Consider the following 25374-nt stretch of genomic DNA (forward strand, 5'->3'; position numbering starts at 1 on the left):
CCGGGCCGGGCTTGCCGCCGCCCCCGGCGTGCCGTAGCGTTCCTCCCAGCACTTACTTTCAAGGAGGAAATATGTCGTTCACGCTGGGCATCGTCGGGATCGGCCAGTTCGGGTCCCACTTCGCGGAGCTCTTCGCCGCCCATCCCGACATCGACGCGCTCTACGCCGTCGACTCCGTCCCTGAGCGGATCGACGCCGTCGAGGCGCGCGGGGTCGCCTTCGCCGGCCGGTTCGAGACCCTCGAGGACCTGCTCGCCTCCGACGTCGACGCGGTCGCGATCTTCACCCAGCGCTGGACTCACGGGCAGCATGCCCTGGCCGCCCTGCGCGCCGGCAAGCACGTCTACTCCGCGGTGCCGATGGCCATCGAGGAGGACGAGATCCGCCAGATCACCGAGGAGGTGCAGCGCACGGGACTCGTCTACATGATGGGCGAGACCAGCCAGTACAACGCCGCCGTCGTCCTCGCCCGGCGCATCCACCGCTCCGGCGCCTTCGGCGAGGTGTTCTACGCCGAGGGCGACTACGTCCACGACATGGACCTCGGCTTCTACGACGCCTACAGGTACTCCGGCGGAGAGCAGTGGAAGTCCACCGCCTCCTACCCGCCGCTGCTCTACCCCACCCACTCCATCGGCGGGATCCTCGGCGTGCTGGGGGAGCGGCACGCCGTCTCCGTCTCGGCGCTGGGCCGCCCCGACACCCGCGGCGACGGCGTCTTCGACAAGGACGTCTCGATGTTCGGCAACGACGTCTCCAACGCCTTCGCCCTGTTCGGGATGGACAACGGCGGCGCCTTCCGCACCAACGAGCTGCGCCGCGTGGGCTACCCCTCCCACAGGCGCGAGAGCCGCTTCCGCTTCTTCGGCGAGGACTCCTCCTTCGAGGAGACCATCGACGTCACCTACTGGCACGACAAGAAGGATGTGCTCGAGGTGACGGACCTGATCCGCACCGATCGCACCATGAGCCTGGACGACCCGCGGCTCGCGGACGTCTCGCCCACCCTGCGCGACGCCTTCGTCGCCGGTGCCTCCCGCGCCCATCACCAGGAGCGCCTGCCCGAGGAGTTCCAGGGCATGCCCAACGGGCACGAGGGCGCCCACCACTTCCTCGTCGACGACTTCGCCCGCGCCGTGGTCGGCGGGCACCAGCCCGTGGTCAACGCCTGGCAGGCCGCGCGGTACACGCTCCCCGGCGTCATCGCCCACCAGTCGATGAACCGCGGCGGCGAGCGGCTCGAGATCCACGACCTCGGCGACTGCCCGCTGCCCGTGGTCGACCTCGACGCCGAGCAGGAGCCGCTGGATCCGCAGGCGCTCGCCGCCGCGATCGAGGGGGCCTCCGCCGCCGTCCGCGTCTGACGGCCCGCGCCCGGACGTCAGCGCCGGGCCGCGGGCGTCCGACTGGCCGGTTCCGCCCGGCCGCACCCTGCTCGCCCCAGTCGATCGACGGAACGCTCCAGAGAAATGCTGCGGGACATCGAAGGACTGGGGCGATGTGGCGTGTCCGGAGAGCGCCGCGGTGGTGCGGAGCGGCATGCCGGGCGCGTGATGGTGCGTCTCGCCCGGAGGGTGCTGCATGCCACGAGCGGTGCGACCGAGCCGTCAGGAGCTCGACGCGGAGCCGTGCCGATCTGTGACCTTCCGCGGTGTCCCGCGTCGCCGACGAAGTGGTAACTTCACTCACACATGACCGAGAAGTGAAGTTTTCTCACCGGTGGGTGGGAGCCGACGAAGGAGTCCCTCATGATCGCTCGACGACACGTCCTGGCCGCCGGTGCCGCAGGCTCGGCAGCCCTCGCCCTCGCCGCCTGCGGTGGGGACTCCGGAGGATCCGGCGGAGAGGTCGACGGGGAGGGCAAGACCCTCACCTTCTGGTTGATGGAGGGCACCAACGCCTCCGCCGACGCCTACATCGAGGAGCTCAAGACCGCGTTCACCGAGGCCACGGGCGCCACCCTCGACGTCCAGGTCCAGCCTTGGGACGGCGCGCACGACAAGTTCGTCACCGCCATGGCCGGCGGCACCGGCCCCGACGTCGCCGAGGTCGGCACCACCTGGGTGCCCGAGTTCGCCGACGCGGGCGGCATCGACGACCTGTCCGAGGACATCGAGGCCGCCGGTCTCGCCGACGGCCTCGTCGAGGGGCTCGTCGAGGCGGGCAGCCTCGACGGCGGGACCTACGGCATGCCCTGGTACGCGGGCGTCCGCTCGATCCTCGCCAACCGCGAGATGCTCGAGGCGGCAGGGGTCGCCGAGCAGCCCCAGAGCTGGGACGACCTGCTCACCATGATCACCACGCTCAAGGAGCACGACCCGGACTGGATCCCCTTCCCGGTCGCCGGCGGCAGCATCTTCTCCGCCATGCCCTTCGTCTGGGGCGCCGGCGGCGAGATCGCCACGCAGGAGGGCGAGACCTGGACCGCGGCGATCAACAGCCCCGAGGCCGTCGAGGGCCTGACCTGGTACACCGACCTCGCGCTGAAGCACGACGCCTCGACCTCCGCGGCCACCACCTGGCTGGAGACCGACTCGCTGGCCGCCTTCCTCCAGGAGACGGTGCCGATGTTCATCACCGGCTCATGGGTCCCCGCCACCATCGAGGCCGAGAACCCCGAGCTCGCCGAGAAGCTCGTCGCCTTCACGATCCCGGCGAAGGACTCCGCGGTCGCGCCGTCCTTCCTCGGCGGCTCGCTGATGTGCCGCTTCACCGAGACCGCGGAGCCCGAGCTCGCCTTCGAGCTCATCAAGCTCGTCACCACGGGCGACTTCGCCACCCGCTGGGCCGAGGAGACCAACTACTTCCCCGGCACCACCGCGGCGCTGGACGAGGTGGTCGCCGGCGGCGACGAGATCACCAAGGTCTTCGCCACCCAGATGACCGAGGGCGGCAAGTCCGTGCCCGTCACCCCGGCCTGGGGAAAGATCGAGGGCGCCAAGACGCTCGGCACGATGATCTCCTCCGTCCTGGACGGCACCTCGGCCCAGGACGCGGCCGACGCCGCCGCCGAGGAGATGGACGGCTTCTTCTCCGAATGAGCACCGCCGCACCCGATCTCCGCGACCGGCAGGACGGAGCGGCGCCGCTCGAGCGCCGCGCCGTCCCGCCGGGCCGCCGTCTGCGCCGCGGCCTCGCCCCCTGGCTGCTGCTCGCCCCCGCCCTGATCGTGCTGGGCGTGCTGCTGCTGTGGCCGATGGTGCGCGTGCTGAACCTGTCCCTGCAGGACTACGAGCTGAAGAACCTCCTGCGCGGGGACAGCAACTACGTGGGGCTGGACAACTACGTCCAGGTCCTCACCGACCCGTTCCTGTGGCAGATCGTGCTGCCCAACACGGTCGGGTTCGCGATCGTGTGCGTCGTGCTGACCATGGCCGTCGGCACCGTGGTGGCGCTGTTCCTGAACACGCTGGGCACCGCCTGGCGGTCGATCTGCACCACCGCGATCATGGTCGCCTGGGCGGTGCCGGCGCTGACCGGAACCTACATCTTCGTCTGGCTCTTCGACCCCCAGTCCGGGCTCGTGATCTCGGCCCTCGACGGGCTCGGGCTGATGGAGGCCGGAAGCGTCAACTGGTTCACCAACCGGTGGAGCTTCTACGCGATCGCGACGCTGAACGTCGTCTACCACGGCTTCCCGTTCATCGCCGTGACGATGCTCGCCGGGCTCACCACCGTGCCGGACGAGCTGTACGAGGCGGCGGCGCTGGACGGGGCGAGCGCCTGGACCCGCTTCTGGCAGGTCACCGTGCCCACCCTGCGCCCGATCATCGCGGTGTGCGTGATCCTCTCGACGATCTGGGACTTCAAGGTGTTCGTCCAGATCTTCCTGATGCCCGGCGGCGACGGCTCCACCCGCGAGGTCATGAACCTCGGCGTCTGGTCGTACACCCAGTCCTTCGCCCAGGGCGAGTACGGGATGGGCTCCACCATCGCGGTGCTGCTGACCGTGCTGCTGATGGTGATCTCCGTGGTCTACATCCGCACCCTGATGAAGGAGGAGGAGCTGTGAACCGTCGGACCCCCGCCACCACCGCGGCCCGGGCGATCGGCGTCGTCGTGCTGCTGGCGCTGACCCTCTTCCCCTTCTACTGGATGCTCTCCACCGCCGTGGACACCAGCCCGCTCTCCCGCGGGGCGAGCCTGCTGCCCAGCGGCCTCACCCTCGAGCACTTCGAGCACGTGCTGGTCGACGCCGGGTTCCTGCGCTACGTGCGGGTCTCCCTGGTCGTCGCCCTGGGCACCGTCGTGCTCTCGGGCGCGGTGGCGCTGCTGGCCGCCGTCGCGGTCGCCCGCTTCCGCTTCCGGCTGCGCACCCAGGTGCTGGTGATGGTCCTGATGGTGCAGATGGTGCCGCTCGAGGCTCTCGTGATCCCGCTGTTCCTGCAGGCACGGACCCTCGGCATGCTCAACTCGCTGCTGGGCCTGACCATCGTCTACCTCGGCTTCTCCCTCGCCTTCGCGATCTGGAACCTGCGCGGCTTCGTCGCCGCGGTGCCGCGCGAGCTCGAGGAGGCCGCCTACGTGGACGGGGCGAGCTGGTGGCGGATGTTCCGCTCGATCCTGCTGCCGCTGGTCGCCCCGGGCCTGGTGGCGACCTCGGTGTTCTCCTTCATCACCGCCTGGAACGAGTTCATCTTCGCGCTCACCTTCATGCAGGACGGCTCGAAGTACACCGTGGGCGTGGGGCTGCGGACCTTCTTCACCCAGAACACCGCCGACTGGGGCTCGGTGATGGCCGCCTCGACGATCATCGCCCTGCCGGTGGTGCTCTTCTTCGTGCTCGTCCAGCGGAACCTCGCCAAGGGCATCACCGCCGGCGCTGTGAAGGGCTGAGGCATGACCAGCATCCCCTCCGGGCCGGGCGCCGCAGATCCCCGGCCCCGACACGACGCCGACGTGCTCGGCGTGCTGATGGCCCCCTTCACCGGCACCGAGGTGCCCGCCTGGCTCGACGGGGCGCTCGAGGACGGTCTCGCCTCCGTGATCCTCTTCGGGCACAACACCCCCGATCCCGCGACGGCGCGGGAGCTCTCTCGCGCCGTCCACGCCCGGTCCGAGGACTGCGTCGTCGCGATCGACGAGGAGGGCGGGGACGTCACCCGGCTCCAGGCGCGGACGGGCTCGTCCCTGCCCACGGCCTGGGCGCTCGGCGAGGCCGACGGCCCCGAGCTCACCCGGGACGCCGGGCGCGCCCTCGGCGACCTCCTCGCCGCCTGCGACATCGACCTGGACCTCGCCCCGGTGCTCGACGTCTCCACCGATCCCGCGAACCCCGTGATCGGCACCCGCGCCTACGGCGACGAGCCCGACCGGGTCGCCCTGCACGCCCGCGCCTTCGCGACCGGGCTGATCGACGCCGGGATCGGCACCTGCGCGAAGCACTTCCCCGGCCACGGCGCGACCGCCACCGACTCCCACACCGCTCTGCCGCGGATCGACCTCGGCCCGGCGCAGTTCGAGGCCGAGCACCTCGCGCCCTGGCGGATCGCGCCCTGGCTCGACGCCGTGATGACCGCGCACGTGCTGGTCCCCGCGCTCGGGGAGGGGCCCGCCTCGATCGCCTCCTGGTCGCGGCCGCTCCTGGACCGCGCCGTCGGCGGCACCTTCCACGGCCTGGTCATCACCGACGCGCTCGACATGGCCGCCGTCGCCGAGGACCCCGGGTACGGGGAGGCGGCGGTCCGGGCCCTCGAGGCGGGCGCGGACCTGCTGTGCCTGGGGACCTCGCTGCGCCGGGACGACGAGCAGATGCTTCGGGAGGCCCACGACGCGATCCTCGCCGCGGTCGATTCGGGGCGGATCCCGCGAAGATCGCTGCACGAGCGCGCCGAGCGCACCCGGGAGCGGCTGCGCAGCCTGCGCACCCGTCGCCGCTTCGTCCCGGCCCCCGAGCTCGAGGACGCCCTCGCGCACGGGGAGGCCCTCGGCGCGGAGGCGGCCGCGCGCGCCGTCCGCTCCCGGCACGGCCACGCCCGCCTCGAGGGGCGGCCCGTGGTGGTGCTCGACCTGCGCCATCGGGCCCAGCACGCCTCCGGCGCCCGGACCCAGCAGCTGGTCGCGGCGCTGCGCGAGCGCGGGATCGACGCGTCCGACCCCGCGGAGCAGGGCGGGCCCGAGCAGTACCGGTACCCCGAGCCGCCCTCGCCCCACGGAGGACCGGATCTCCCGTCGCGGTCCTCCCACGGCGACCCGGCCGCGCAGGTGCTCGCGGTGACCCGTCTGCCCCGCAGCGATGCCGAGGAGGGCCGACGCCTCGCCGCGCTCCTCGCGCAGCGCCCCGACACGATCGTGGTGCACACCGGCGTCCCGGCCGCCGCCCCCGACCACCGCCTGCTCGTCCTCGCCCACGGCGGCGGCCGCACGATGATGCGCGCCGTCGTCGACCTGCTCCTGCAGGGAGACGCCGCCGGCGGGGGAGCGCGATGAGGGTGCTCGGGATGATGTCCGGCACCAGCCTGGACGCGATCGACGTGGCGCTGGTGGACTTCACCCGCGATCCGGCCGACCCCTCCGTGCTCGAGGCGAGGCTCGTCCACCTCGGCGAGGAGCCCTGGCCCGAGGGGACGGGGGACGCCCTGCGCGCCGCGCTGTCCCCGGCGCCCGCCGACGTCGCGACCTGGAACCGCCTGCACGCCGCGGTCGGCGAGGCCTTCGCCGCGGCCGCCGCACGGGTCCTCGCCGCCCACGGCGGCGCCGACCTGGTCGCGACCCACGGCCAGACCCTCCACCACGACGTGCGCGCGGACGGCACCGTCGGCGCGACCCTCCAGATCGGCGACGCCTCCCGCCTCGCCGCCGCCACGGGCCTGCCCGTCCTGCACGACCTGCGTGCCGCCGACGTCGCCGCCGGCGGCCAGGGCGCACCGCTCGCCCCGCTGCTGGACCAGCTGCTGCTGGGCCATGAGGAGCCGACGGCGGCGCTGAACATCGGCGGGATCGCGAACCTCACCCTGGTCGGCGGCGAGGAGCTCGTCGCCGGCGACACCGGACCCGGCAACGCGCTGCTCGATGCCGCCGTCCACGCCGCGACCGGTGCCCCCGCCGACCACGACGCCGCCCTCGCCCGCCAGGGCGTGGTCGACCCCGCAGCCCTCGCACGGCTGCTCGACGCCGAGCCCTTTTACTCCCGCCCCCTCCCGCGCTCGACCGGACGGGAGCACTTCGACGCCGGCTACGTGCGACGCGTGCTGGGCGACGAGGCGCTCGCCGCGCTGCCGCTGCCGGACCTGCTGGCGACCCTGGTCGAGCTCACCGCCGTGACGATCGCCCGGGCCGTCGCCCCGCTCGGAGCCCGCCGTGTCGTCGCCTCCGGCGGCGGGATCCGCAATCCGCTGCTGCGCGCACGGCTCGGAGCCCGCCTGGACCCCCTCCCGCTGCTCGACGCCGACCAGCTCGACATTCCCGCCGACGGCAAGGAGGCGCTGCTGATCGCGCTGCTGGGCCATCACGGCGCCCACGGACTGCCCGGCACGCTCGCCCTCCCGGACGGCACCGCGCACACCGGCGCCCGTACCCCCGTCGTGCTCGGCTCCCTCACCCCGCCGCACCGCAGCCCGGCCGCCCACGCCGCGCCCGCCGACGCCCTGCCCGTCCGCCGTCTCCGCCTCGTCCCGGAGGAGGGGCGGTGAGCGCCGCGCTGCTGCAGGACCTCCGCGGCCGGCTCGACGACCTCCGCCCCGTCCAGCGCCGCATCGCGGAGGTGATCCTCGCCGATCCCCTCGCCGCGGGGACGATGACCATCGACCAGCTCGCCGGCGCGGCCGGCTGCGCGCAGTCCTCCGTGGTGAACCTCGCCCGCGAGCTCGGGCTGACCGGCTACCGGGAGCTGCGCGCCGCGCTCGTCGCCGAGACGGCCCGCGCGGTCGGGGACCAGGGCGACCTGGCCTTCCCCCTGGAGATCGACCCGGGCGACCCGCTGTCCGTCTCGGTCGATCGGATCGCCGCGGCGGATGCTCGCGCCGTGCGGGACACCGTGCGCCTGCTCGACCTGGAGCAGCTCGCGAGGATCGCCGCCCGCCTCGCCGCGGCGCGGCGGATCCTGCTGATCGGGGTGGGCGCCTCCGGGCTCGCGGCGCTGGACCTGCAGTACAAGCTCACCCGCCTCGGCCTCTCCGCCCACGCCCTGACCAGCGCGCACGACGCCCTGCCCGCCGTCGTCGGGCTCGGCGAGGAGGACCTGCTGGTGGCGATCTCGGACTCCGGGCGCACCGTCGACGTGCTCGACGCGCTCGAGCTCGCCGCCGCCGCCGGCGCCGTCACCCTCGCCGTCACCGGCGCCCCGGCGAGCCCGCTCGCGCGCGGCGCGGACGAGGTGCTTCTCACGGCCTCGCGCGAGCCGTCCTTCCGCGCCGGCGCGACCTCCTCCCGCATCGCCCAGCTCGCGATCGCGGACTGCCTGCTCATCGCGCTCGCGGCGGCCCTGCCGGACGCGGGGGAGGGGGCGCTGCGCCGCTCCCGCGCCGCCCTCGGCACCCGGCGGCGCTGAGGCGGGGAGGGTCGTCCCCTCCTTGGAACTTACGGCACCGTAGGTTACGCTCGCCCCCGTGAGCGTCTTCCGATCCACGATCCCCGACGTCGCGGCCGAGGAGCCGATGGTCCAGCTCCTGGGGCCCGACGGCACCCGCACCCCGCACGAGCAGCTCGACGCCGTGCTCGAGGAGGCGGGACTCGCCACCCCCGAGCGGCTGCGCGGCTACTACCGCGACATGGTGATGATCCGCGCCGCGGACCTCGAGGCGACGAGCCTGCAGCGCCAGGGCCAGCTCGGCCTGTGGGCGAGCGCGCTCGGCCAGGAGGCCGCGCAGATCGGGGCCGGCCACGCCTCCCGCGAGCAGGACTACCTCGTGCCCACCTATCGCGAGCACGGCGTCGCCTGGGCCCGCGGCATCGAGCCGTGGCGCCTGCTGGAGATGTTCCGCGGCGTCAGCCACGGCGGCTGGGACCCCAACGAGCTGCGCACCCACCCGTACATGATCGTGCTCGGCTCCCAGGCCCCGCACGCGGTCGGCTACGCGATGGGCCTGCAGCGCGACGGCGTCGTCGGCACCGGCGACAGCGCCACCGACACCGCGGTCCTCGCCCTCTTCGGCGACGGCGCCTCGAGCGAGGGGGAGGTCTCGGAGTCCTTCACCTTCGCCGCCTCCTTCCAGGCCCCCGTCGTGTTCTACACGCAGAACAACCAGTGGGCGATCTCCGTGCCCACCTCCGTCCAGACCCGCGTCCCCCTCGCCCAGCGCTCCCGCGGCTGGGGCATCCCCTCGGTGCGCGTGGACGGCAACGACGTCCTGGCCGTGCTCGGCGCCGTGCGCACCGCCCTGGACTCGGCGCGCTCCGGCGGCGGACCTGTCTTCGTCGAGGCCCTCACCTACCGCATGGCCGCCCACACCACCAGCGACGACGCCTCCCGCTACCGGCCCGCCGCGGAGGAGCAGGAGTGGGCGGAGAAGGACCCGATCCTGAGCCTGCGCCGCCACCTCGAGCAGCTCGGCGAGATCGACGAGGCCTTCGTCGCCCGCTGCGACGAGGAGGCGCACGACCTCGCGATGCAGCTCCACCACCACATCCACGGCATGGAGGACCCCGACCCGGTGCGCATGTTCGACCACCCCTACGCCGAGCCCCACCCGATCGTCGACGTCGAGCGCGAGGAGTACCTCGCCTACGTCGCCCAGTTCGAGGACGAGGAGGGGACGAGCGCATGAGCGCCGTGCAGCACCAGGGAGCCGGCTCCACGACCCTCCCGATCGCGAAGGCCATCACCGCGGGGCTCCGCGACGCGATGACCGCCGACGACAAGGTCCTGCTGATGGGCGAGGACATCGGCGTGCTCGGCGGCGTCTTCCGCGTCACCGACGGGCTCCACGCCGAGTTCGGCTCCCAGCGCGTGGTCGACACCCCGCTCGCGGAGGCCGGGATCGTCGGCACCGCCGTGGGCCTGGCCCTGCGCGGCTACCGACCCGTGGTCGAGATCCAGTTCGACGGCTTCGTCTTCCCCGCCTTCAACCAGATCACCACCCAGGTCGCGAAGATGCACAACCGCACCTCGGGCCGGGTGAACATGCCGATGGTGATCCGGATCCCGCACGGCGGCGGCATCGGCGCGGTCGAGCACCACTCCGAGAGCCCTGAGGCGCTCTTCGCCCACACCGCGGGCCTGCGGATCCTCGCCCCCTCCACCGCGCAGGACGCGTACTGGATGACCCGCCAGGCGATCGAGTCCGAGGATCCCGTGATCATGCTCGAGCCCAAGCGGCGCTACTGGGTCAAGGGCGACGTCGACCCCGACCACCGCCCCGAGCTCTCGCCCTGGCAGGCGCAGGTGGTGCGCCCCGGCACCGACGCGACGGTGCTCGCCTGGGGGCCGAGCATGCCCGTCGTCCTCGAGAGCGCCGAGGCCGCCGCTGCCGACGGCCTCGACCTCGAGGTGATCGACGCCCGCTCCCTCGCCCCCGTCGACTACCCCACGATCGCGGACTCGGTGCGGCGCACCGGGCGCCTGCTGATCGTCCACGAGGCCCCCGTGCTCGGCGGGCTCGGCGGTGAGATCGCCGCCCGCATCTCCGAGCAGTGCTTCTACCACCTCGAGGCGCCGGTGCTGCGCGTGGGCGGCTACCACCTGCCCTATCCGCCCTCCCGCATGGAGCACGCCTATCTCCCCGACCTGGACCGGGTGCTGGACGGCGTGGACCGTCTGCTCGAGCACTGACCCGCGCGCCCGCCGCGTGAAAGGATCACGACCATGAACGCCTCCTCGATCGTCACGATCGCCCTCACCGATCCCGGCGAGGGCCTCACCGAGGCCGAGATCCTCGAGATCAAGGTCGCCGTCGGCGACCGCCTGGAGATCAACGACCCCGTCGTCGAGGTCGAGACCGCCAAGAGCGCCGTCGAGCTGCCCAGCCACGTCGCCGGCACCGTCGTCGAGATCCTCGTCGCCGTCGGCGAGGAGGTGCCCGTCGGCGCCCCGCTGATGCGCGTGGACACCACCGGCGGCACCGCCCCGTCCCCGGCACCCGCCGCCCCCTCCGGCGCAGCGGCGGAGGCGGACCCGTCGGCCGCCGAGCTCTCCGCCCAGGCGACGGAGCAGGCCGCCGAGCAGGCCGAGGGGCAGACGGAGCAGCCCGCCGCCGCGGGCGAGGGCGAGGGCGCGCCGGCCGCGCAGGAGCCGAAGAACCTCGTCGGCTACGGGGAGCGGGCCACCGGCACGCGCCGCCGCCGACGCCGGACCCAGCCCGCGCAGCCCGCCGCGGAGCAGCAGGTCCCCATCGACCGGATCCTCGCCAAGCCGCCGGTGCGCAAGCTCGCCCGCGACCTCGGCATCGCGCTGCACGACGTGCTCGCCACCGGCCCCGAGGGCACCGTCACCCGGCAGGACGTGCTCAACGCCCAGCAGCGCTCCTACGGCGCGGAGCCCGCCGCTCACGACGGCGCCGGTGCGTACTTCCCCGAGGAGTCCCCGCAGGCGCCCGAGCACCTCGGCGACGTCATGAAGACCACCCGTGACCAGCCCTTCTCCGGCGTCACGAGCGACGAGCGCACCACGCGCGTCCCGATCCGCTCGGTCCGCAAGCGCACCGCCGAGGCGATGGTGGCCTCCGCCTTCACCGCCCCGCACGTCACGGTGTTCAACGAGATCGACATGACCGGCGTGACGCGGATCGTCTCCCAGCTGCGCGCCTCGCGCGAATGGGCCGACGTGAAGGTCAGCCCCCTGGCCGTGATCGCGAAGGCGCTGCTGGTCGCGATCCGCCGCAATCCCGAGGTCAACGCCTCCTGGGACGAGGACGCCCAGGAGATCGTCTACAAGCACTACGTCAACCTCGGCATCGCCGCGGCGACCCCGCGCGGCCTCATCGTCCCGAACCTGAAGGACGCGCACCTGATGACGCTGCGGGAGCTCGCCGAGGGGATCGGGGAGCTCGCCCGCACCGCGAGGGCCGGGCGCACCTCCCTGCGCGACACCCGCGACGGCACCATCACCATCACCAACTACGGCGTCTTCGACATCGACTCCGGCACCCCGATCCTGAACCCGGGGGAGTCCGCCATCCTCGGCGTCGGCGCGATCAAGGAGAAGCCGTGGGTGGTGGACGGGCGGATCGAGCCGCGCCGGGCCGCGACCCTCTCGCTGAGCTTCGACCACCGCCTGATCGACGGGGCGCTCGGCGCGGAGCTGCTGCGCGACGTCTCCGCCGTGCTCGAGGACCCCTCCCTGGGCCTGGTCTGGGGCTGAGAGGCGAGAGGTCGCTCCTTAGTACCCTTGTGCGGTGACCTCGAGCCCGCCCACTTCCCCGCCGCCGCGGCGCGACGACCCCCGCATGCACACCGTGGAGATGACGGCCCTGCGCGACGTGGACGTCGCCGACTCCGAGACCCTCGTCTCGGGCCCGGTCCGTCCGGCGCCGGCGACCTGGCGGATCGCCCTGCTCGTCGCCGCCGGCGGGGCGCTCGGGGCGATGCTCCGCTTCCTGCTGACCGTGCTCGACCCCGCCGTGACCACCCCCACGCTGGTCGAGGTGCCGTGGGCGACCCTCACCGTGAACGTGCTGGGCTCCCTCGGGCTCGGCGCGCTCAACGGCGTGCTCGAGGTTCGCGAGGGACGGCCGTGGATGCGCCCGCTGCTGGGCACCGGGCTGTGCGGCGGCTTCACGACCATGTCCACCGTGGTGCTCGAGGGCTCGGCGATGATCGGCGCGGACTTCCCGCTGCTGGCCCTGCTGTACGCCGCGCTGACCCTCGCGCTGTGCCTCGGCGCGATCGTCCTCGGCCTGCTGCTGGGCAACCGCCTCGGCGCCCGAGGGCTCGAGGCGACGGACGGAGGGGCGGCATGACGGCGCTGCAGCTCGTCCTCAGCCTCGCCGTGGTCTGCGTGGGCGGCGGCCTCGGGGCGGTCGCCCGCTGGGGGGTGCAGACCGCCGGCACCCGCATGATCGCCACCCGCGGCATCGAGAACGGGGAGCAGCTCGTGCCCTGGCTGACCTTCCTGGTCAACGTCGCTGCCTGCTTCCTGCTCGGCATCGTCGTGGCGCGGCTCGGCTCCGCCACCGGTGCGGGCGGCGTGTTCTACGTGCTGCTCGGCGGCGGCTTCTGCGGCGGGCTCTCCACCCTCTCCACCGCCGCGCACGACATCGTCGTGCTCGTCCGCCGCGGCGCCTACTCGATCGCGCTGGCCTACCTGATGCTCAGCGTCGGCACCGGCATGGGCGTCCTCTGGGTGGGACTGGTGATCGCCTCATGACGCTGCGCCGCACCCTCCTCGCCCTCCTGCCCGCCCTCGCGGTGCTGAGCCTGCTCGCCGTCCTCGCGGCCGAGGCCGCCGGCGGCGACAACCTGGTGCTGCTGGACGCGGGCCCCGTCGCCCGGATCGGCGCCCCGGTCGCCGCGACCCTCGCCGACCTCGCCGCCGCCCTCACCCTCGGCGGCGCCGTGGTCGCCGGCTGGCTCCTGCGCGAGGAGGCCGACCGCGCCCGCGCCCTCGGCATCGTCGCGGGCGCCGCCGCGGCCACCACCCTCGCCCGCGGCGCCTCCCTCACGTTCTCCTACGCGATCGCGACCGGACAGCCTGTCGGCTCGCCGCGCTTCGGCTCCGACCTCGGAGTCTTCCTCGCCACGGAGCTCGGCGTCTGGCTCCTGTGCGGGCTGCTGGCCGCCGCGGCGACCACCACCGTCGCCGTGCTCGGCACCTCGGTCGGCCTTGCCCGCGCCGTCGCGGTCCTCTCCTCCGTCGTCGCCTTCGCCGCCGCGATGACCGGGCACGCCGCAGGCGACGAGACCCACGAGATCGCCACCTCCACGATGCTCGTGCACCTGCTGGCGGTGGGGATCTGGCTGGGCGGCCTCGCCGTGCTGCAGGTCCTCACGGGCCGCAGCCGCGACGACGTGCGCGTGCTGCGAGGCTTCTCCCATCTCGCGCTGATCTGCTGGATCGCCCTGGCGCTGAGCGGGGTGCTCGCGCTCGCGGTGCGCATGAACACCCCCGCGGAGCTCCTCACCAGCGCGTACGTGCAGATCGGGCTCGGCAAGGCCGTGGTGCTGCTGCTCCTGGGCCTGCTCGGCGCGCTCCAGCGGCGCCAGCTCGCCACCGGGCTCGGCACGGACGCCGAGGGGCGCCGGGCGCTGGGGACCTACCGGCGCCTCGCCCTGCTCGAGCTGGCGCTGATGGGTCTCGCCGTCGCGCTCGCCGCGGCGATGAGCTCCTCCCCGCCGCCCGCGGAGGAGAGCACCCCGCCGGCGGGCACCGCCGGCACCCTCACCGGCTACCCCCTGCCGCCCGCCCCGGACCTCGTCACCGTGCTCGTACAGTGGCGCCCGGACCCCTTCGGGGCGGCGCTCGCCTGCGTCCTGCTGCTGCTGTGGTGGCGGCCGAGCGCCCCGCCGCGTCCGCGCGGACGCAGCCTGCAGCTCCTGCTCGGCGCCGCCGCGCTCGTGCTGCTGACCTCGGGACCGCTGAACGTGTACGGCAAGGTGCTCGTCTCCGCCCACGTCCTCCAGCACGTGCTGCTGCTCGTGCCCGCCGGGGTGCTGCTGGGCTGCGCGATGACCGTCCCGCCGCGCCTGCGCACCCTGCTGGAGGGGCGCTGGCCGCTCGCGGCGCTGCTCGCCGCGGCCGGGCCGCTGCTGCTCGCCGCCTGCTACATCAGCCCGCCGCTGCTCCGCGTCGCCCTGGACAGCCACGCCGCCCATCTCGCGCTGCAGCTGCTGGCCCTCGCCGCCGGTGCGCTGATCGCGCTCGCCGTGCGGCTCGCGCCCGCGCCGCGTCGGGCCTGGGTCGCGGCGGTCCCGCTGCTGCTGGGCGCCGCCGGGGGGATCGCGCTGCGCAGCACGGAGCGCCTGCTGGCGGCGAGCTGGTTCGGCGCGACCGGCCGCACCTGGCGGGCCGACGCGCTCGCCGATCAGCAGTCCGCGGGCACGCTCGTGCTCGTCGTCGTGGTGCTCGTCGCGCTCGTGGCCGGCGGGGTGGCGCTGCGGATCCGCGGGCGCCGCGGCTGACCGCACGACGAGGGGCCCGCGCCGTGGCGCGGGCCCCTCGTCGGAGCGTGCGGCGGGGCGTCGGCCCCGGGGTGCTCAGCCGAAGAGGCTGCGCACCGAGCGGAGCCGCGCGAGCTGGGTCTCGCGGTCCACGGCGGGGACCAGGCCCTCCTGGGCGCCGGCGCCTGAGGGGACCTCGCGCGGGGTGACGCGGCGGGTGCCGACGGCGGTCTCGAGCCGGCCGCGCAGACCGCCGGAGGCGGGGGCGGGACGGGCCGGGATCGCGGCCTCGGCGCCGCCGCGCACGCGACGGAACTGCTCGAGCGCGGGGGAGGTGCCGCCGTCACGGGTCGCGGCGAGCATGTAGGCGGCGATGTCGGCCTGCTCGACGAGGAGCGGCAGCACGCCGCCGGAGACCCGCTGCTGGCCCAGGATCACGAGGTCGTCGCGGCCGCGGGCGAAGGCGCCGAGGAAGAGGTCGCTCTCGCCGCTCGCGGTGCGGGGCACGAGGTCCTCGGGGAGGTGGTCGGCCCCGGTCTCGTAGCCGGTGGCCAGCACGATCAGGTCCGCACGGTAGGTGTCGGTGCCGAAGGCGTCGCGGCCGCGGGCGTGCGTGACCACGCCCTCGGCGTCCACGCCCTGGACCTCGCCGGCGGGGGTGATGCGCCCCTCGCGGACCCGCTGCAGCAGGTCGTCGGAGACGATCACGCGGTCCTCGAGCAGGGGCTGCGCCGGGCGGGGCAGACCGGCCTCGACCGGGTCGCCGACGGTGCGTCGCACCACGGTCTCCGCGATCCTCGCGTTCAGCCCGCCGAGCATCGCGGGCTCGCGCGCGGAGGCGACGTCGCCGGGGATCCCGGCGATGCGGCGCGGCACGACCCAGTGGCCGGTGCGCATCGACCAGCGCACCTCGAGCGCGCGACGGGCGGCGTCGACCGCGATGTCCGCGGCGGACTGGCCGGAGCCGACGACCAGCACGCGCCTGCCCTCGAGACCGTCGGCGCCGGTCCACTCCGAGGAGTGCACGACCTGCACGGTGCCCGGGACGTCGGCGGCCCAGTCAGGGCGGTGGGGGCGCTGCGAGATGCCGTGCGCGGAGATCACCGCGCGGTAGATCCCGATCTCGCCGGTGGAGAGCTCCACCTCCCACACGCCCTCCTCGAAGGGGCGTGCGGCGCGCACGGCGGTGCGCGGGCGGAAGTGGTCGGTGATCCCGTGGCGGGAGGCGTAGGCGCGCAGGTACTTCGCCATGTGCGCGGGGGTGAGGAACTCGGGGAAGGAGACCGGCTGCAGGAGGTCCTCGTACTGGGTCTGCTCCCGCGAGGAGATCATCTCCATCGTCGGCCAGATCGGGGAGTCCTCCCGCTCGGGGTCCCAGATGCCGCCGACGTGGTCGGCGCGGTCCACGATGTCGAAGGGCACCTCGAGCGCCTTCAGCGATGCCGCGGCGGCGAGGCCGGCGGGGCCGGCGCCGATGATCAGCACCTTCTCACGGGTGGGGATCTGGTCGTGGAGCTCGGGCATCGAAAGGAGCCTTCTTCCGGGTGGACGGCCTGCTGACGCCCGTCATCCTAGTCTCCGCGCGGGGGCGGTTCAGGCGACCGCGGTGATCACCGCTGAGACGCCGAGCGTGGTGATGGGCGTCGTCATGACACGGGCGAGGGCCACCTGGTGGCGCACCAGGCGACGTGCGCGGGTCATCCGGCGACCCGGTCCGCGAGCTCGCGGGCGAGCAGCAGCGCACCCGGCAGCCCGTCGGGCGCGGGGCTCACGGAGCGGCGACGGTCCTGCAGCGAGGCCGTCACCTCGTCATGGATCGGGCCCGGACCGGTGAGCACCGAGCCGGCGAGCACCACGGGCAGCACCGCCTCCGGATCCAGCGCCTCGACCGTGTCCAGCACGTGCTCGATCACGGCGGCGAGGATGCCGCGGGCGACCGGGTCCTCCCGCACCCGGGCGGGCAGCGGCGCGAAGCGTCCCAGCGCCGCCGGCGCCCCGGCGGGCAGGTGCTCGTCGAGCGCGCGGATCAGGTCCTGGCGCGGGTCGCCGGTGGGGGAGGGCGGGCGGAGCCCCTCGCGCAGGTCCAGGCCCAGCGCGGCGCCGACCTCCTCGGTCAGCAGGGTGCGGGGGCCGCGTGCGTCGAGGTCCGCGGCGACCGCCTCGAGGGTGCGCCGCCCCAGCCACACCGCGGAGCCGACATCGCCCAGCAGCCAGCCCATCCCGTCGCGGCGGGCGATCGCCTCCCGGTCGCGGAAGCGGACCGCGACCGCGCCGGTCCCGGCGAGCACCAGGAGGCCGTCGTCGCCCACCCCACCGGAGAGGAAGGCGGTGTGCAGGTCGTCGGTGACCAGGAGGCGCTCGGCGGGGATCCCGAGCGGGTCGAGGCGCTCGCCGACCGCGGCGCGGACCTCCGCCGCACGCGCCGGCCCCGCCCCGGAGATGCCGAGCGCGACCGCCGCGACCTCGGCGGCGGGGCCGTCGGCGAGCGGGCCGGCGGGCCCGTCGGAGGTGTCGTCGTCGACGTCCGCGTCGGCGGCGCGCAGTGCGAGCCGGGCCTGCTCGAGCACCTCGGCGATCGTGGCCGCGAGCGCGTCGAAGGCCGCCGGACCCGAGGAGCGGAGGTTCGCTCCCGGCCCCTCGACCTGCGCGAGGAGCCCGCCGCCCACCGACGCGGCGACCAGCCGCGAGCGCGTCCCCCCGACATCCCCGGCGAGCACCAGGTGCTGGCGCATAGGGCTCCCTCCTCCAGCGTTCCCCGTCGAGCGTCCCCCACATCGTAGGGGCCGCGCCCGCCTGTCCTACGCTGTCCCGTGCGACGCCCACCGATCATTGGAGACCACGTGAGCAACCCCCGCAGGGACCCGAGCCGCCTCGACGTCGACCTGGTGGGGCTCGCCTCGCCCACCGAGGAGCGCAATCCCGCCAGCGCCGAGCTGGACACCCTCGACGCCCGCGGGATGGTCGACGTGATCCTCGGCGAGGACGCGACCGTCGCCGCGGCGGTCCAGGCGCGCTCCGCCGAGATCGCCGCGCTGGTGGAGACGTGCGTGGCGGCGATCGCGGACGGCGGCACCGTCCACTACCTCGGGGCCGGCACCTCGGGCCGGCTCGCGGTGCTGGACGCGGTCGAGCTCGCCCCGACCTTCGACGCCGACGAGTCGATGGTCACCGCCCATCTCGCGGGCGGGCCCGGCGCCTTCCTCACCGCGGTCGAGGGCGCCGAGGACTCCGCCGCGCAGGGCGCGCAGCTGGTGCGCGAGCAGTGCCGTGAGGGCGATGTCGTGATCGGCCTCGCCGCGAGCGGCCGCACCCCCTTCGTGGCCGGCGCGCTCGAGGCCGCCCGCGCCGCGGGGATGCCCACCGCGCTGATCTCCGCGAACCCCGCCGCTCCGCTCGCCCCGCTCGCGGACCATGCGATCCTCCTCGACGTCGGCCCCGAGGTGGTCACCGGCTCCACCCGCATGAAGGCCGGGACCGCGCAGAAGCTCACCCTCAACGCCCTCTCCACCGCGACGATGGTCCGGCTCGGGACCACCTTCGGGAACCTGATGATCCAGGTGCGGCCCACGAACGAGAAGCTCGTCGCCCGCACCGTGCGGATGCTCGTCCAGGCCAGCGGCGCCGAGCCCGAGGAGGCGGCGCGGGTGCTCGAGGACGCGGGCGGCAGCGTGCGCGTCGCGCTGGTCGCGCTGCTGTCCGGGACGGACGCCCGGGCGTCGGCCGCCGCGCTCGAGGACTTCCCCCGGGACCCCCGCCGGATCGGCGACCCCGCCGGGATCCGCTCCGCGGTCGCGGCGCTGGGCGGATAATTCCCTCGACGGCGCCGGGGCGCGGCCCCTACCGTGGTCGCCATGCGTCTGTGATCAGCCCCGCGCCCGCCGTCCCTCCGCGCCGAGGAGCTGATCCATGCCCTCCCACACCCCGTCCGCCGCCCCCGCGGCCGCCGACCCCTCCCTGCACCTGCGGGCCGACGGGATCTCCTTCACCTTTCCCGGCCTCGCCGCCGACCGCCGCGTCCTGACCGACGTGAGCCTCGTCGTGCCCGCCGGGCGCCCCACCGGGCTGCTCGGCGAGAACGGCAGCGGAAAGTCCACCCTGCTGCGGGTCCTCGCCGAGGACCTCCACCCCGACGCCGGCACCTGCGAGGTGCCCGGCCCCGTCGGGATGCTGCGCCAGGAGCTGCCCTTCGGCCCCCGCACCCCGCTCGCCGGCGTCCTCGCCGACGCGCTCGAGCGCTCCCGGCGCCTCGAGCGGGAGCTGATCACGGCGGGGGAGGAGCTCGCCGGCGGCACCGCCGCGGCCGCCGCCCGCTACGACCACGTCCTCGCCGAGGCCACCCTCGCCGACGTCTGGAACGCGGAGCGCCGCGCCGAGGAGACCCTCGCCGGCCTCGGCCTCGCGGACCTGCCCGGCGACACCCCGCTCGGGGAGATCAGCGGCGGTCAGCGCGAAAGGCTCGCGCTCGCGCAGCTGCTGATCGCCCGCCCCACCAGCTGGCTGCTCGACGAGCCGACGAACCATCTCGACGACGAGGCCGCCGCCTTCGTCGCAGGGGCGATCGCCGCCCATCCCGGCCCCGTCCTCATCGCCAGCCACGACCGCGCCTTCCTCGACGACGCGACCTCCGCCCAGCTCGACCTCGACCCCGCCGAGTCGCCGCTCGGCGAGGAGCCCGGCGGGCTCACCGCCTACACCGGCACCTTCAGCGACTACCTGCTGGCCCGCTACGAGGCCCGCGACCGGTGGGAGCACCGCTATCGCACCGAGCAGGAGGAGCTGACCCGGCTGCGGGAAGTCGCCCGGGACGCCCACACGCTCGGCCGCGAGTCCCGCAGCCGGGCCGAGGTGAAGATCGCACGGAAGTTCTTCGCCGACCGCAACGCCGTGCGCGTCTCCCGACACGTGCGCGACGCCGAGCAGCGCCTCGCCCAGCTCGAGCAGGACCAGGTCAGGAAGCCCCCGGCCGAGCTCGAGCTCACCCACCTGCCCGACGCGCCCCGCGGCGCCGGCCAGGTCCAGCTCGCCCTGGCGGACGTCGCCGTCGAAGGCCGACTCGCACCGGTCTCCCTCGCCCTCTCGGCAGGGGAGCACCTGCTGGTCACCGGCGCGAACGGCAGCGGGAAATCGACCCTGCTCGACGTGGTGGCGGGCCGGCTCGCGCCGACCTCCGGCACCGTGAGCCGGCCCCGCTCGCTGCGGATCGGGCACCTCCGCCAGGACGACGATCCCGTGCCCGGCCGGACCGTCGGCGCCCATCTGCGCCGCGCCGCCGGCCTCGAGGAGGACGAGCAGCCGGAGCTGTTCGGTCTCGTCCACCCCCGCGACCTCGCCCGCCCCCTGGAGACCCTCTCCCGCGGGCAGCTGCGCCGCGTCATGCTCGCCGCGGTGCTGCTGGACCCGCCCGAGCTGCTGATCCTCGACGAGCCCACCAACCACCTGGCCCTGGTCACCGCGACCCGGCTCGAGGCCGCGCTCGCGGACTGGGGCGGGACCGTGCTGATCGCCTCCCACGACCGCTGGTTGCGCCGCCGCTGGGACGGGGAGCTGCTCGAGCTAGGCGACACAGACGTTCACAGTGCTCGCCCTGCCGGCGCGCGGCGGACAGGCTGAGCGCAGCCCCCGACGCCCAGGAGGAGCGCAGCCATGACGCACCAGCCCCAGAAGTTCGAGACCCTCGCCGTCCACGCCGGGCAGACCCCCGACACGGACGCGGGCTCGCGCGCCCTGCCCATCCACCAGACGACCAGCTTCGTCTTCCCCTCGGCGCAGTCCGCCGCGGACCGCTTCGCGCTCGCCGAGGCCGCCCCGATCTACACCCGCATCACCAACCCCACCCAGGCCGCGGTCGAGGACCGCATCGCCGCGCTCGAGGGCGGCGCGGCCGGGCTCCTGCTCGCCTCCGGGCAGAGCGCCATCACGCTGTCGATCCTGAACCTCGCCGGGGCCGGCGACTCGGTCGCCGTCTCCCCGAGCCTGTACGGCGGCTCCTTCAACCTCTTCAAGCACACCCTCACCCGCCTCGGCATCACCCCGCAGTGGGTCGAGGACCCGACCGATCCCGCCTCCTGGCGCGCCGCCGCGGACGGGACCACCCGCGCCTTCTTCGTGGAGTCGATCCCGAACCCGCAGCAGGACATCCCGGACCTGCGCGCCCTCGCCGACGTCGCCCACGAGGTCGGCGTCCCGCTGATCGTCGACAACACCGTCGCGACCCCGTACCTGCTGCGCCCCCTCGAGCACGGCGCGGACGTGGTCGTGCACTCGGCCACCAAGTTCCTCGGCGGGCACGGCACCTCGATCGCGGGCGCGATCGTGGACGGCGGCAGCTTCGACTTCACCGCCCACGCCGAGAAGTACCCCCAGTTCACCGAGCCCGACGAGTCCTACAACGGCCTCGTCTTCGCCGGCGTGCCCGGCCCCTTCGCGACCCGCGCCCGCACCAACCTGCTGCGCGACCTGGGCCCGGCCGTCTCCCCGTTCAACGCCTTCCTCATCGGGCAGGGCCTGGAGACGCTGCCGCTGCGGATGGAGCGCCACCTGGAGAACACCCGCCGCGTCGCCGACTTCCTCGAGGCCGACGAGCGGGTGGGCACGGTCACCTGGGCCTCCCTGCCCTCCTCCCCGCACCACGAGCGGGCCCGGCGCTATCTCCCGAAGGGCTCCGGCAGCGTGCTCGGCTTCGAGCTGCCCGGCGGCCTCGAGGCCGGGCGCCGCTTCGTGGACGCCCTCACCCTCCACTCGCACGTGGCGAACATCGGCGACGTGCGCAGCCTCGTCATCCGCCCCGCCTCGACCACCCACTCGCAGCTGACCGAGGAGGAGCTGCGCGCCGCCGGCGTCGCCCCCGGCTTCGTCCGCCTCTCCGTGGGCATCGAGCACATCGACGACATCCTCGCCGACCTGGAGCAGGGGCTCGCGGCGGTGTCGGCCTGAGCGGCCGCTCCGCGGGCGGGAGCTCGCTGGACGCCGGGGCCGCGGTGATCGTTAGGCTGGGGCCATGACCGATGCGAGCGACCCCGGTGCCCTCCTGGCACCCTCCCCGCTGGAGACGTGGCCGCCCGCGTGGTCCCCGGCCGCCGTGGTGATGGACTGCGACGGACTGCTGGTGGACACCGAGGGGCGCTGGCTCGCGCTGCAGGAGGACTATCTCGCCGACCACGGCGCGTCCCTCGACCCGGAGGCGCGCCGCGCCCTGACCGGCCGGCCGATCGAGGTCGTGGTCACCGCGATCGCCGAGGCCATCGGCAAGGACCCGCACCGCGCCGGGGCGGAGCTCATGGCCGCTCACCAGGAGCGTCTGGAGGAGCCGCTGGTGCCGCTGCCCGGAGCGGTCAGGACCGTCCGGGCGGTCGCCGCGGTGCGCCCCGTCGCCGTCGCCTCGAACTCCCCGCGGGACCTGCTGGAGCGGACCCTCGACGCGCTCGGCCTCGCAGCCGCCTTCGACGCCCGGGTCTCCCTCGACGACGTCGCCGCCGGGAAGCCGGCCCCCGACCTCTACCTCGCCGCCGCCGCGGCGCTCGGCGCGGACCCCGCCGACTGCCTGGCGCTGGAGGACTCGGAGACCGGCGCCCGGGCCGCCCTCGCCGCCGGGATGCAGCTCATCGCGGTGCCGTCGATCCCCGGCCAGGACCCCGTCGCGCCGCGCCGGCTCGACTCCCTCGAGGACCCCGTCCTCGCCGACTGGATCTCGACCTGGGAGGCCCGCCGATGAGCACCGCGCCCGACCGCTTCGCCCGCGCCTTCGGCGACTGGACCCCGCGCGCCGTCGTCTTCGACTGCGACGGCCTGCTGCTGGACACCGAGTCGGTGTGGCAGCGCGCCCAGGACACGGTCGTCGCCGCGCGCGGCGCGGTCCTGGACCCCGAGGACGACGCCGTGCTGCACGGCTCGACGATCGAGGTCGCCGCCGAGCTGATCGCCCGCCGCTCCGGCCACACCGAGGCCGAAGTCCTCGCCGACCTGCACCGCGAGTTCGACCACGAGCTCTCCGGCGGGGTGCGCACCCTGCCCGGCGCGGCCGAGGTGCTGCGGGCGGCGGCGGCCCGGGTGCCGCTGGGCTGCGCCTCGAACTCCTGGCTCGAGGCGCTGGACCACAAGCTCGTCGCCGGCGGCCTGCGGGAGCACTTCACCGTCCTGGAGGCCTCGGACACCGTCGAGAACCCCAAGCCGGCCCCCGACATGTACGCCGCGGCGGCCCGCGCCCTGGGACAGCGGCCCGAGGACTGCCTGGCCCTGGAGGACTCAGGGACCGGAGCCCGCGCCGCCCGCGACGCCGGGCTGCGCCTCATCGCGGTCCCCGCCCCCGGGCACCCCGTCCCGCCCGCGGACCTCGCCCTCACCTCCCTCACCGATCCCGAGCTCGTGGCCTGGATCGCGACCTGGTGACCCGGGAGGGGATCCCGCGCGGATGTCCGCGCATGTCACCCGAGTTGGCCCCCGGGCGCCGATCCGGTGTTCACTGGACCCCATGACCACTTCGTCGGACCCCTCCGCGCCCCTGACCTCCCGCGCCCACGGCTCGCCGCTGCGCGGCCGCGGCTGGCTGAACACCGGCGGCGCCGAGCTGGACCTCGAGACGCTGCGCGGGAAGATCGTGCTGCTGGACTTCTGGACGTTCTGCTGCGTGAACTGCCTGCACGTCCTGGACGAGCTGCGCCCCCTCGAGGAGAAGTGGGCCGATGAGCTCGTCGTCATCGGCGTGCACTCCCCGAAGTTCGAGTTCGAGAAGGACCCCGAGGCGCTGCAGGCCAACATCGAGCGCTACGAGGTCTCCCACCCCGTGATCGACGATCCGGAGCTGGAGACCTGGAGCGCCTACGGCGCCCGCGCCTGGCCCACCCTGATGGTCCTGGACACCCACGGCCGGATCGCCGGCAACCTCTCCGGCGAGGGCCATGCCGCGAACCTCGACCGCCTGGTCGCCGAGCTCGTCGCCGAGGGCGAGGCCGACGGCTCGCTGCGCCGCGGCCCCGCGCCGACCGTCCTCGCCGAGCGGTCCGAGCAGACCCTCCGTTTCCCCTCGAAGCTCGCCGTCCTGCCCGACGGCCGGCTGGTGGTCTCCGACGCGGGCCAGCACCGCCTGGTCGTCTTCCAGGCCGACGGCGCGACGGTCGACGCGATCATCGGCACCGGGGAGCGCGGCCATGCCGACGGCGACGAGGACACCGCCCAGTTCGCCGAGCCCAACGGCGTCCTCGCCCTGCCCGCCGAGGTCGCCCAGGAGGTCGGCTACGACCTCCTGGTCGCCGACACCGCCGGGCACCGCCTGCGCGGCGTGAAGATCGGGCAGGACCGCCTGCTGCGCTCCCGCACCGCGACCGAGGTCACCACCCTCGCCGGCACCGGCGAGCAGTGGATGCAGGGCGAGCCGCTGCCGCGCGGCGAGGGCGATGCCCGCTCCTACAGCCTCTCCACCCCCTGGGACCTCACCTGGAGCCACTCCCTGAACCGCGCCGTGATCGCGATGGCCGGGATCCACCAGCTGTGGACCTACGACCCCGCCACCGGCGCCCTGCTGGTCCTCGCGGGCACCACCCAGGAGGGCCTCGTCGACGGCCCCGCCGTCACCTCCTGGTGGGCACAGCCCTCGGGCCTGGACGAGATGCCCGACGGCCGGATCGTGATCGCGGACTCCGAGTCCTCCGCGGTGCGCCTCCTGGACCCGCAGACCATGCAGGTCAGCACCCTGGTGGGCAAGGGCCTGTTCGACTTCGGCCATGTGGACGGACCGCTCGACCGGGCCCGCCTCCAGCACCCCCTCGGCGTGACCGCCCTGCCCGACGGGCGCATCGCGATCGCCGACACCTACAACGGCGCGATCCGCCTCCTGGACGAGGAGACCGGCGAGGTCGTCACCGTCGCGACCGACCTCAAGGAGCCCTCCGATGCGATCGTCGGCCCGCCCGTGGACGGGATCGGCCAGCTGATCGTCGTCGAGTCCGGCGCGCACCGCATCACCTGGGTGCCGGTCGCGAAGGCCGCCGAGCGCGTGATCGACGAGGGCGCCCAGCGCTCCGAGCGGCCCGCGACCGAGGTGGGTCCCGGCCCGCTCACCGTGCGCGTGCTGTTCACGCCGCCGCCCGGGCACAAGCTCGACGACTCCCTCGGGCCGTCCACGCAGGTCACGATCGCGACCACCCCCACCTCGATGCTGACCGGCGGGGGAGGGGTGGACACCGCGCTCGAGCGCACCGTCACCCTCGACCCCGCGTACGCCGAGGGCGTCCTCCACGTCAGCGCCCGCGCCGCCTCCTGCGACGCGGACCCGGCCGTGGAGTTCCCCGCCTGCCACATGCACCAGCAGGACTGGGGGGTCCCGATCCGAGTCGTCGAGGGCGGCCCGGATCATCTGGACCTCTCCCTGCTCGCCTGACCTCTGACGCCGACGGAAGCTGAAGCCGACCC

The 25374-nt window shown here is 74.5% G+C and carries 21 protein-coding genes; 19 read left to right on the plus strand and 2 right to left on the minus strand.

All coding sequences use genetic code 11. The features are described 5' to 3' along the window. Window positions 1–71: 71 nt before the first annotated feature. The 13 genes from DEU31_RS03465 to DEU31_RS03525 all read left to right on the plus strand — a co-directional run bounded on the left by DEU31_RS03465 (window position 72) and on the right by DEU31_RS03525 (window position 14991). Window positions 72–1364, plus strand: a complete 1293-nt coding sequence (locus DEU31_RS03465) for a Gfo/Idh/MocA family oxidoreductase (RefSeq protein ID WP_010550572.1) — start codon at window positions 72–74, stop codon at window positions 1362–1364. Between the two features lie 384 nt (window positions 1365–1748). Continuing rightward, complete coding sequence (locus DEU31_RS03470; RefSeq protein WP_133675779.1) at window positions 1749–3041, plus strand: sugar ABC transporter substrate-binding protein; 1293 nt, start codon at window positions 1749–1751, stop codon at window positions 3039–3041. Beyond that, complete coding sequence (locus tag DEU31_RS03475) at window positions 3038–4012, plus strand: sugar ABC transporter permease (protein ID WP_133675781.1); 975 nt, start codon at window positions 3038–3040, stop codon at window positions 4010–4012. Before DEU31_RS03470 ends, DEU31_RS03475 begins: the two co-directional genes overlap by 4 nt. Beyond that, the gene (locus DEU31_RS03480) at window positions 4009–4836 is read left to right on the plus strand and encodes a carbohydrate ABC transporter permease (protein ID WP_126987416.1); all 828 of its coding nucleotides are present in this window, start codon (window positions 4009–4011) and stop codon (window positions 4834–4836) included. Before DEU31_RS03475 ends, DEU31_RS03480 begins: the two co-directional genes overlap by 4 nt. A gap of 3 nt (window positions 4837–4839) precedes the next feature. Beyond that, complete coding sequence (locus DEU31_RS03485; protein ID WP_133675783.1) at window positions 4840–6429, plus strand: glycoside hydrolase family 3 N-terminal domain-containing protein; 1590 nt, start codon at window positions 4840–4842, stop codon at window positions 6427–6429. Window positions 6430–6440: 11 nt separating this feature from the next. Then, on the plus strand, window positions 6441–7631 hold the full coding sequence (locus tag DEU31_RS03490) for an anhydro-N-acetylmuramic acid kinase (RefSeq protein ID WP_243733698.1): 1191 nt from the start codon (window positions 6441–6443) through the stop codon (window positions 7629–7631). Further along, a complete protein-coding gene (locus tag DEU31_RS03495) occupies window positions 7628–8488 on the plus strand; it encodes a MurR/RpiR family transcriptional regulator (RefSeq protein WP_133675787.1) in 861 nt (286 codons plus the stop codon). Before DEU31_RS03490 ends, DEU31_RS03495 begins: the two co-directional genes overlap by 4 nt. 106 nt (window positions 8489–8594) lie before the next feature. After that, the gene (locus DEU31_RS03500; RefSeq protein WP_133676326.1) at window positions 8595–9704 is read left to right on the plus strand and encodes a thiamine pyrophosphate-dependent dehydrogenase E1 component subunit alpha; all 1110 of its coding nucleotides are present in this window, start codon (window positions 8595–8597) and stop codon (window positions 9702–9704) included. Then, window positions 9701–10708, plus strand: coding sequence for an alpha-ketoacid dehydrogenase subunit beta (locus DEU31_RS03505; protein WP_133675789.1), 1008 nt, complete (start codon window positions 9701–9703; stop codon window positions 10706–10708). The genes DEU31_RS03500 and DEU31_RS03505 overlap by 4 nt, the downstream gene beginning before the upstream one ends. 33 nt (window positions 10709–10741) lie before the next feature. Then, a complete protein-coding gene (locus DEU31_RS03510) occupies window positions 10742–12235 on the plus strand; it encodes a dihydrolipoamide acetyltransferase family protein (RefSeq protein ID WP_133675791.1) in 1494 nt (497 codons plus the stop codon). A 34-nt stretch (window positions 12236–12269) separates the two neighbouring features. After that, the gene (locus DEU31_RS03515; protein ID WP_241237626.1) at window positions 12270–12833 is read left to right on the plus strand and encodes a CrcB family protein; all 564 of its coding nucleotides are present in this window, start codon (window positions 12270–12272) and stop codon (window positions 12831–12833) included. Next, window positions 12830–13240 (plus strand): CrcB family protein, encoded by a 411-nt coding sequence (locus DEU31_RS03520; RefSeq protein WP_133675793.1) that lies wholly within the window; start codon window positions 12830–12832, stop codon window positions 13238–13240. Before DEU31_RS03515 ends, DEU31_RS03520 begins: the two co-directional genes overlap by 4 nt. Continuing rightward, the gene (locus DEU31_RS03525) at window positions 13237–14991 is read left to right on the plus strand and encodes a cytochrome c oxidase assembly protein (protein WP_133675795.1); all 1755 of its coding nucleotides are present in this window, start codon (window positions 13237–13239) and stop codon (window positions 14989–14991) included. Before DEU31_RS03520 ends, DEU31_RS03525 begins: the two co-directional genes overlap by 4 nt. A gap of 75 nt (window positions 14992–15066) precedes the next feature. Here DEU31_RS03525 and DEU31_RS03530 read toward each other — a convergent pair whose 3' ends face one another. Together DEU31_RS03530 and DEU31_RS03535 are read right to left on the minus strand one after the other, a co-directional pair. Beyond that, window positions 15067–16494: an NAD(P)/FAD-dependent oxidoreductase gene (locus DEU31_RS03530; protein WP_133675797.1), complete on the minus strand. Its 1428-nt coding sequence runs from the start codon at window positions 16492–16494 to the stop codon at window positions 15067–15069. 173 nt (window positions 16495–16667) lie between these two features. Continuing rightward, entirely contained in the window at window positions 16668–17702 is a 1035-nt protein-coding gene (locus tag DEU31_RS03535) for a BadF/BadG/BcrA/BcrD ATPase family protein (RefSeq protein ID WP_133675799.1), read from the minus strand. 108 nt (window positions 17703–17810) lie between these two features. Here DEU31_RS03535 and DEU31_RS03540 point away from each other — a divergent pair, with 108 nt between their 5' ends. The 6 genes from DEU31_RS03540 to DEU31_RS03565 all read left to right on the plus strand — a co-directional run bounded on the left by DEU31_RS03540 (window position 17811) and on the right by DEU31_RS03565 (window position 25342). Next, window positions 17811–18779: an N-acetylmuramic acid 6-phosphate etherase gene (locus DEU31_RS03540; RefSeq protein WP_133675801.1), complete on the plus strand. Its 969-nt coding sequence runs from the start codon at window positions 17811–17813 to the stop codon at window positions 18777–18779. A 97-nt stretch (window positions 18780–18876) separates the two neighbouring features. Beyond that, complete coding sequence (locus DEU31_RS03545) at window positions 18877–20580, plus strand: ABC-F family ATP-binding cassette domain-containing protein (RefSeq protein WP_133675803.1); 1704 nt, start codon at window positions 18877–18879, stop codon at window positions 20578–20580. 33 nt (window positions 20581–20613) lie between these two features. Next, a complete protein-coding gene (locus DEU31_RS03550; protein WP_133675805.1) occupies window positions 20614–21903 on the plus strand; it encodes a PLP-dependent transferase in 1290 nt (429 codons plus the stop codon). Between the two features lie 64 nt (window positions 21904–21967). Next, window positions 21968–22681 carry an HAD family phosphatase gene (locus DEU31_RS03555; RefSeq protein ID WP_133675807.1) on the plus strand — a complete coding sequence of 238 codons (714 nt, stop codon included), beginning with the start codon at window positions 21968–21970 and terminating at the stop codon, window positions 22679–22681. Beyond that, entirely contained in the window at window positions 22678–23355 is a 678-nt protein-coding gene (locus DEU31_RS03560) for an HAD family phosphatase (RefSeq protein WP_133675809.1), read from the plus strand. The genes DEU31_RS03555 and DEU31_RS03560 overlap by 4 nt, the downstream gene beginning before the upstream one ends. 82 nt (window positions 23356–23437) lie before the next feature. Further along, complete coding sequence (locus DEU31_RS03565) at window positions 23438–25342, plus strand: NHL domain-containing thioredoxin family protein (RefSeq protein WP_133675811.1); 1905 nt, start codon at window positions 23438–23440, stop codon at window positions 25340–25342. The last annotated feature ends 32 nt before the right edge of the window (window positions 25343–25374 follow it).

Origin of the sequence: Brachybacterium sp. AG952, from assembly GCF_004362645.1 — a bacterium.
In the GTDB taxonomy this organism is placed as follows: Bacteria; Actinomycetota; Actinomycetes; order Actinomycetales; family Dermabacteraceae; genus Brachybacterium; species Brachybacterium conglomeratum.

Coding starts and splice junctions, on each gene's coding strand:
- DEU31_RS03470 (WP_133675779.1), top strand. CDS start 1,749: ATGATCGCTCGACGACACGTCCTGGCCGCCGGTGCCGCAGGCTCGGCA.
- DEU31_RS03475 (WP_133675781.1), top strand. CDS start 3,038: ATGAGCACCGCCGCACCCGATCTCCGCGACCGGCAGGACGGAGCGGCG.
- DEU31_RS03545 (WP_133675803.1), top strand. CDS start 18,877: ATGCCCTCCCACACCCCGTCCGCCGCCCCCGCGGCCGCCGACCCCTCC.
- DEU31_RS03500 (WP_133676326.1), top strand. CDS start 8,595: ATGGTCCAGCTCCTGGGGCCCGACGGCACCCGCACCCCGCACGAGCAG.
- DEU31_RS03550 (WP_133675805.1), top strand. CDS start 20,614: ATGACGCACCAGCCCCAGAAGTTCGAGACCCTCGCCGTCCACGCCGGG.
- DEU31_RS03505 (WP_133675789.1), top strand. CDS start 9,701: ATGAGCGCCGTGCAGCACCAGGGAGCCGGCTCCACGACCCTCCCGATC.
- DEU31_RS03565 (WP_133675811.1), top strand. CDS start 23,438: ATGACCACTTCGTCGGACCCCTCCGCGCCCCTGACCTCCCGCGCCCAC.
- DEU31_RS03465 (WP_010550572.1), top strand. CDS start 72: ATGTCGTTCACGCTGGGCATCGTCGGGATCGGCCAGTTCGGGTCCCAC.
- DEU31_RS03520 (WP_133675793.1), top strand. CDS start 12,830: ATGACGGCGCTGCAGCTCGTCCTCAGCCTCGCCGTGGTCTGCGTGGGC.
- DEU31_RS03485 (WP_133675783.1), top strand. CDS start 4,840: ATGACCAGCATCCCCTCCGGGCCGGGCGCCGCAGATCCCCGGCCCCGA.
- DEU31_RS03525 (WP_133675795.1), top strand. CDS start 13,237: ATGACGCTGCGCCGCACCCTCCTCGCCCTCCTGCCCGCCCTCGCGGTG.
- DEU31_RS03560 (WP_133675809.1), top strand. CDS start 22,678: ATGAGCACCGCGCCCGACCGCTTCGCCCGCGCCTTCGGCGACTGGACC.
- DEU31_RS03530 (WP_133675797.1), bottom strand. CDS start 16,494: ATGCCCGAGCTCCACGACCAGATCCCCACCCGTGAGAAGGTGCTGATC.
- DEU31_RS03535 (WP_133675799.1), bottom strand. CDS start 17,702: ATGCGCCAGCACCTGGTGCTCGCCGGGGATGTCGGGGGGACGCGCTCG.
- DEU31_RS03510 (WP_133675791.1), top strand. CDS start 10,742: ATGAACGCCTCCTCGATCGTCACGATCGCCCTCACCGATCCCGGCGAG.
- DEU31_RS03555 (WP_133675807.1), top strand. CDS start 21,968: ATGACCGATGCGAGCGACCCCGGTGCCCTCCTGGCACCCTCCCCGCTG.
- DEU31_RS03490 (WP_243733698.1), top strand. CDS start 6,441: ATGATGTCCGGCACCAGCCTGGACGCGATCGACGTGGCGCTGGTGGAC.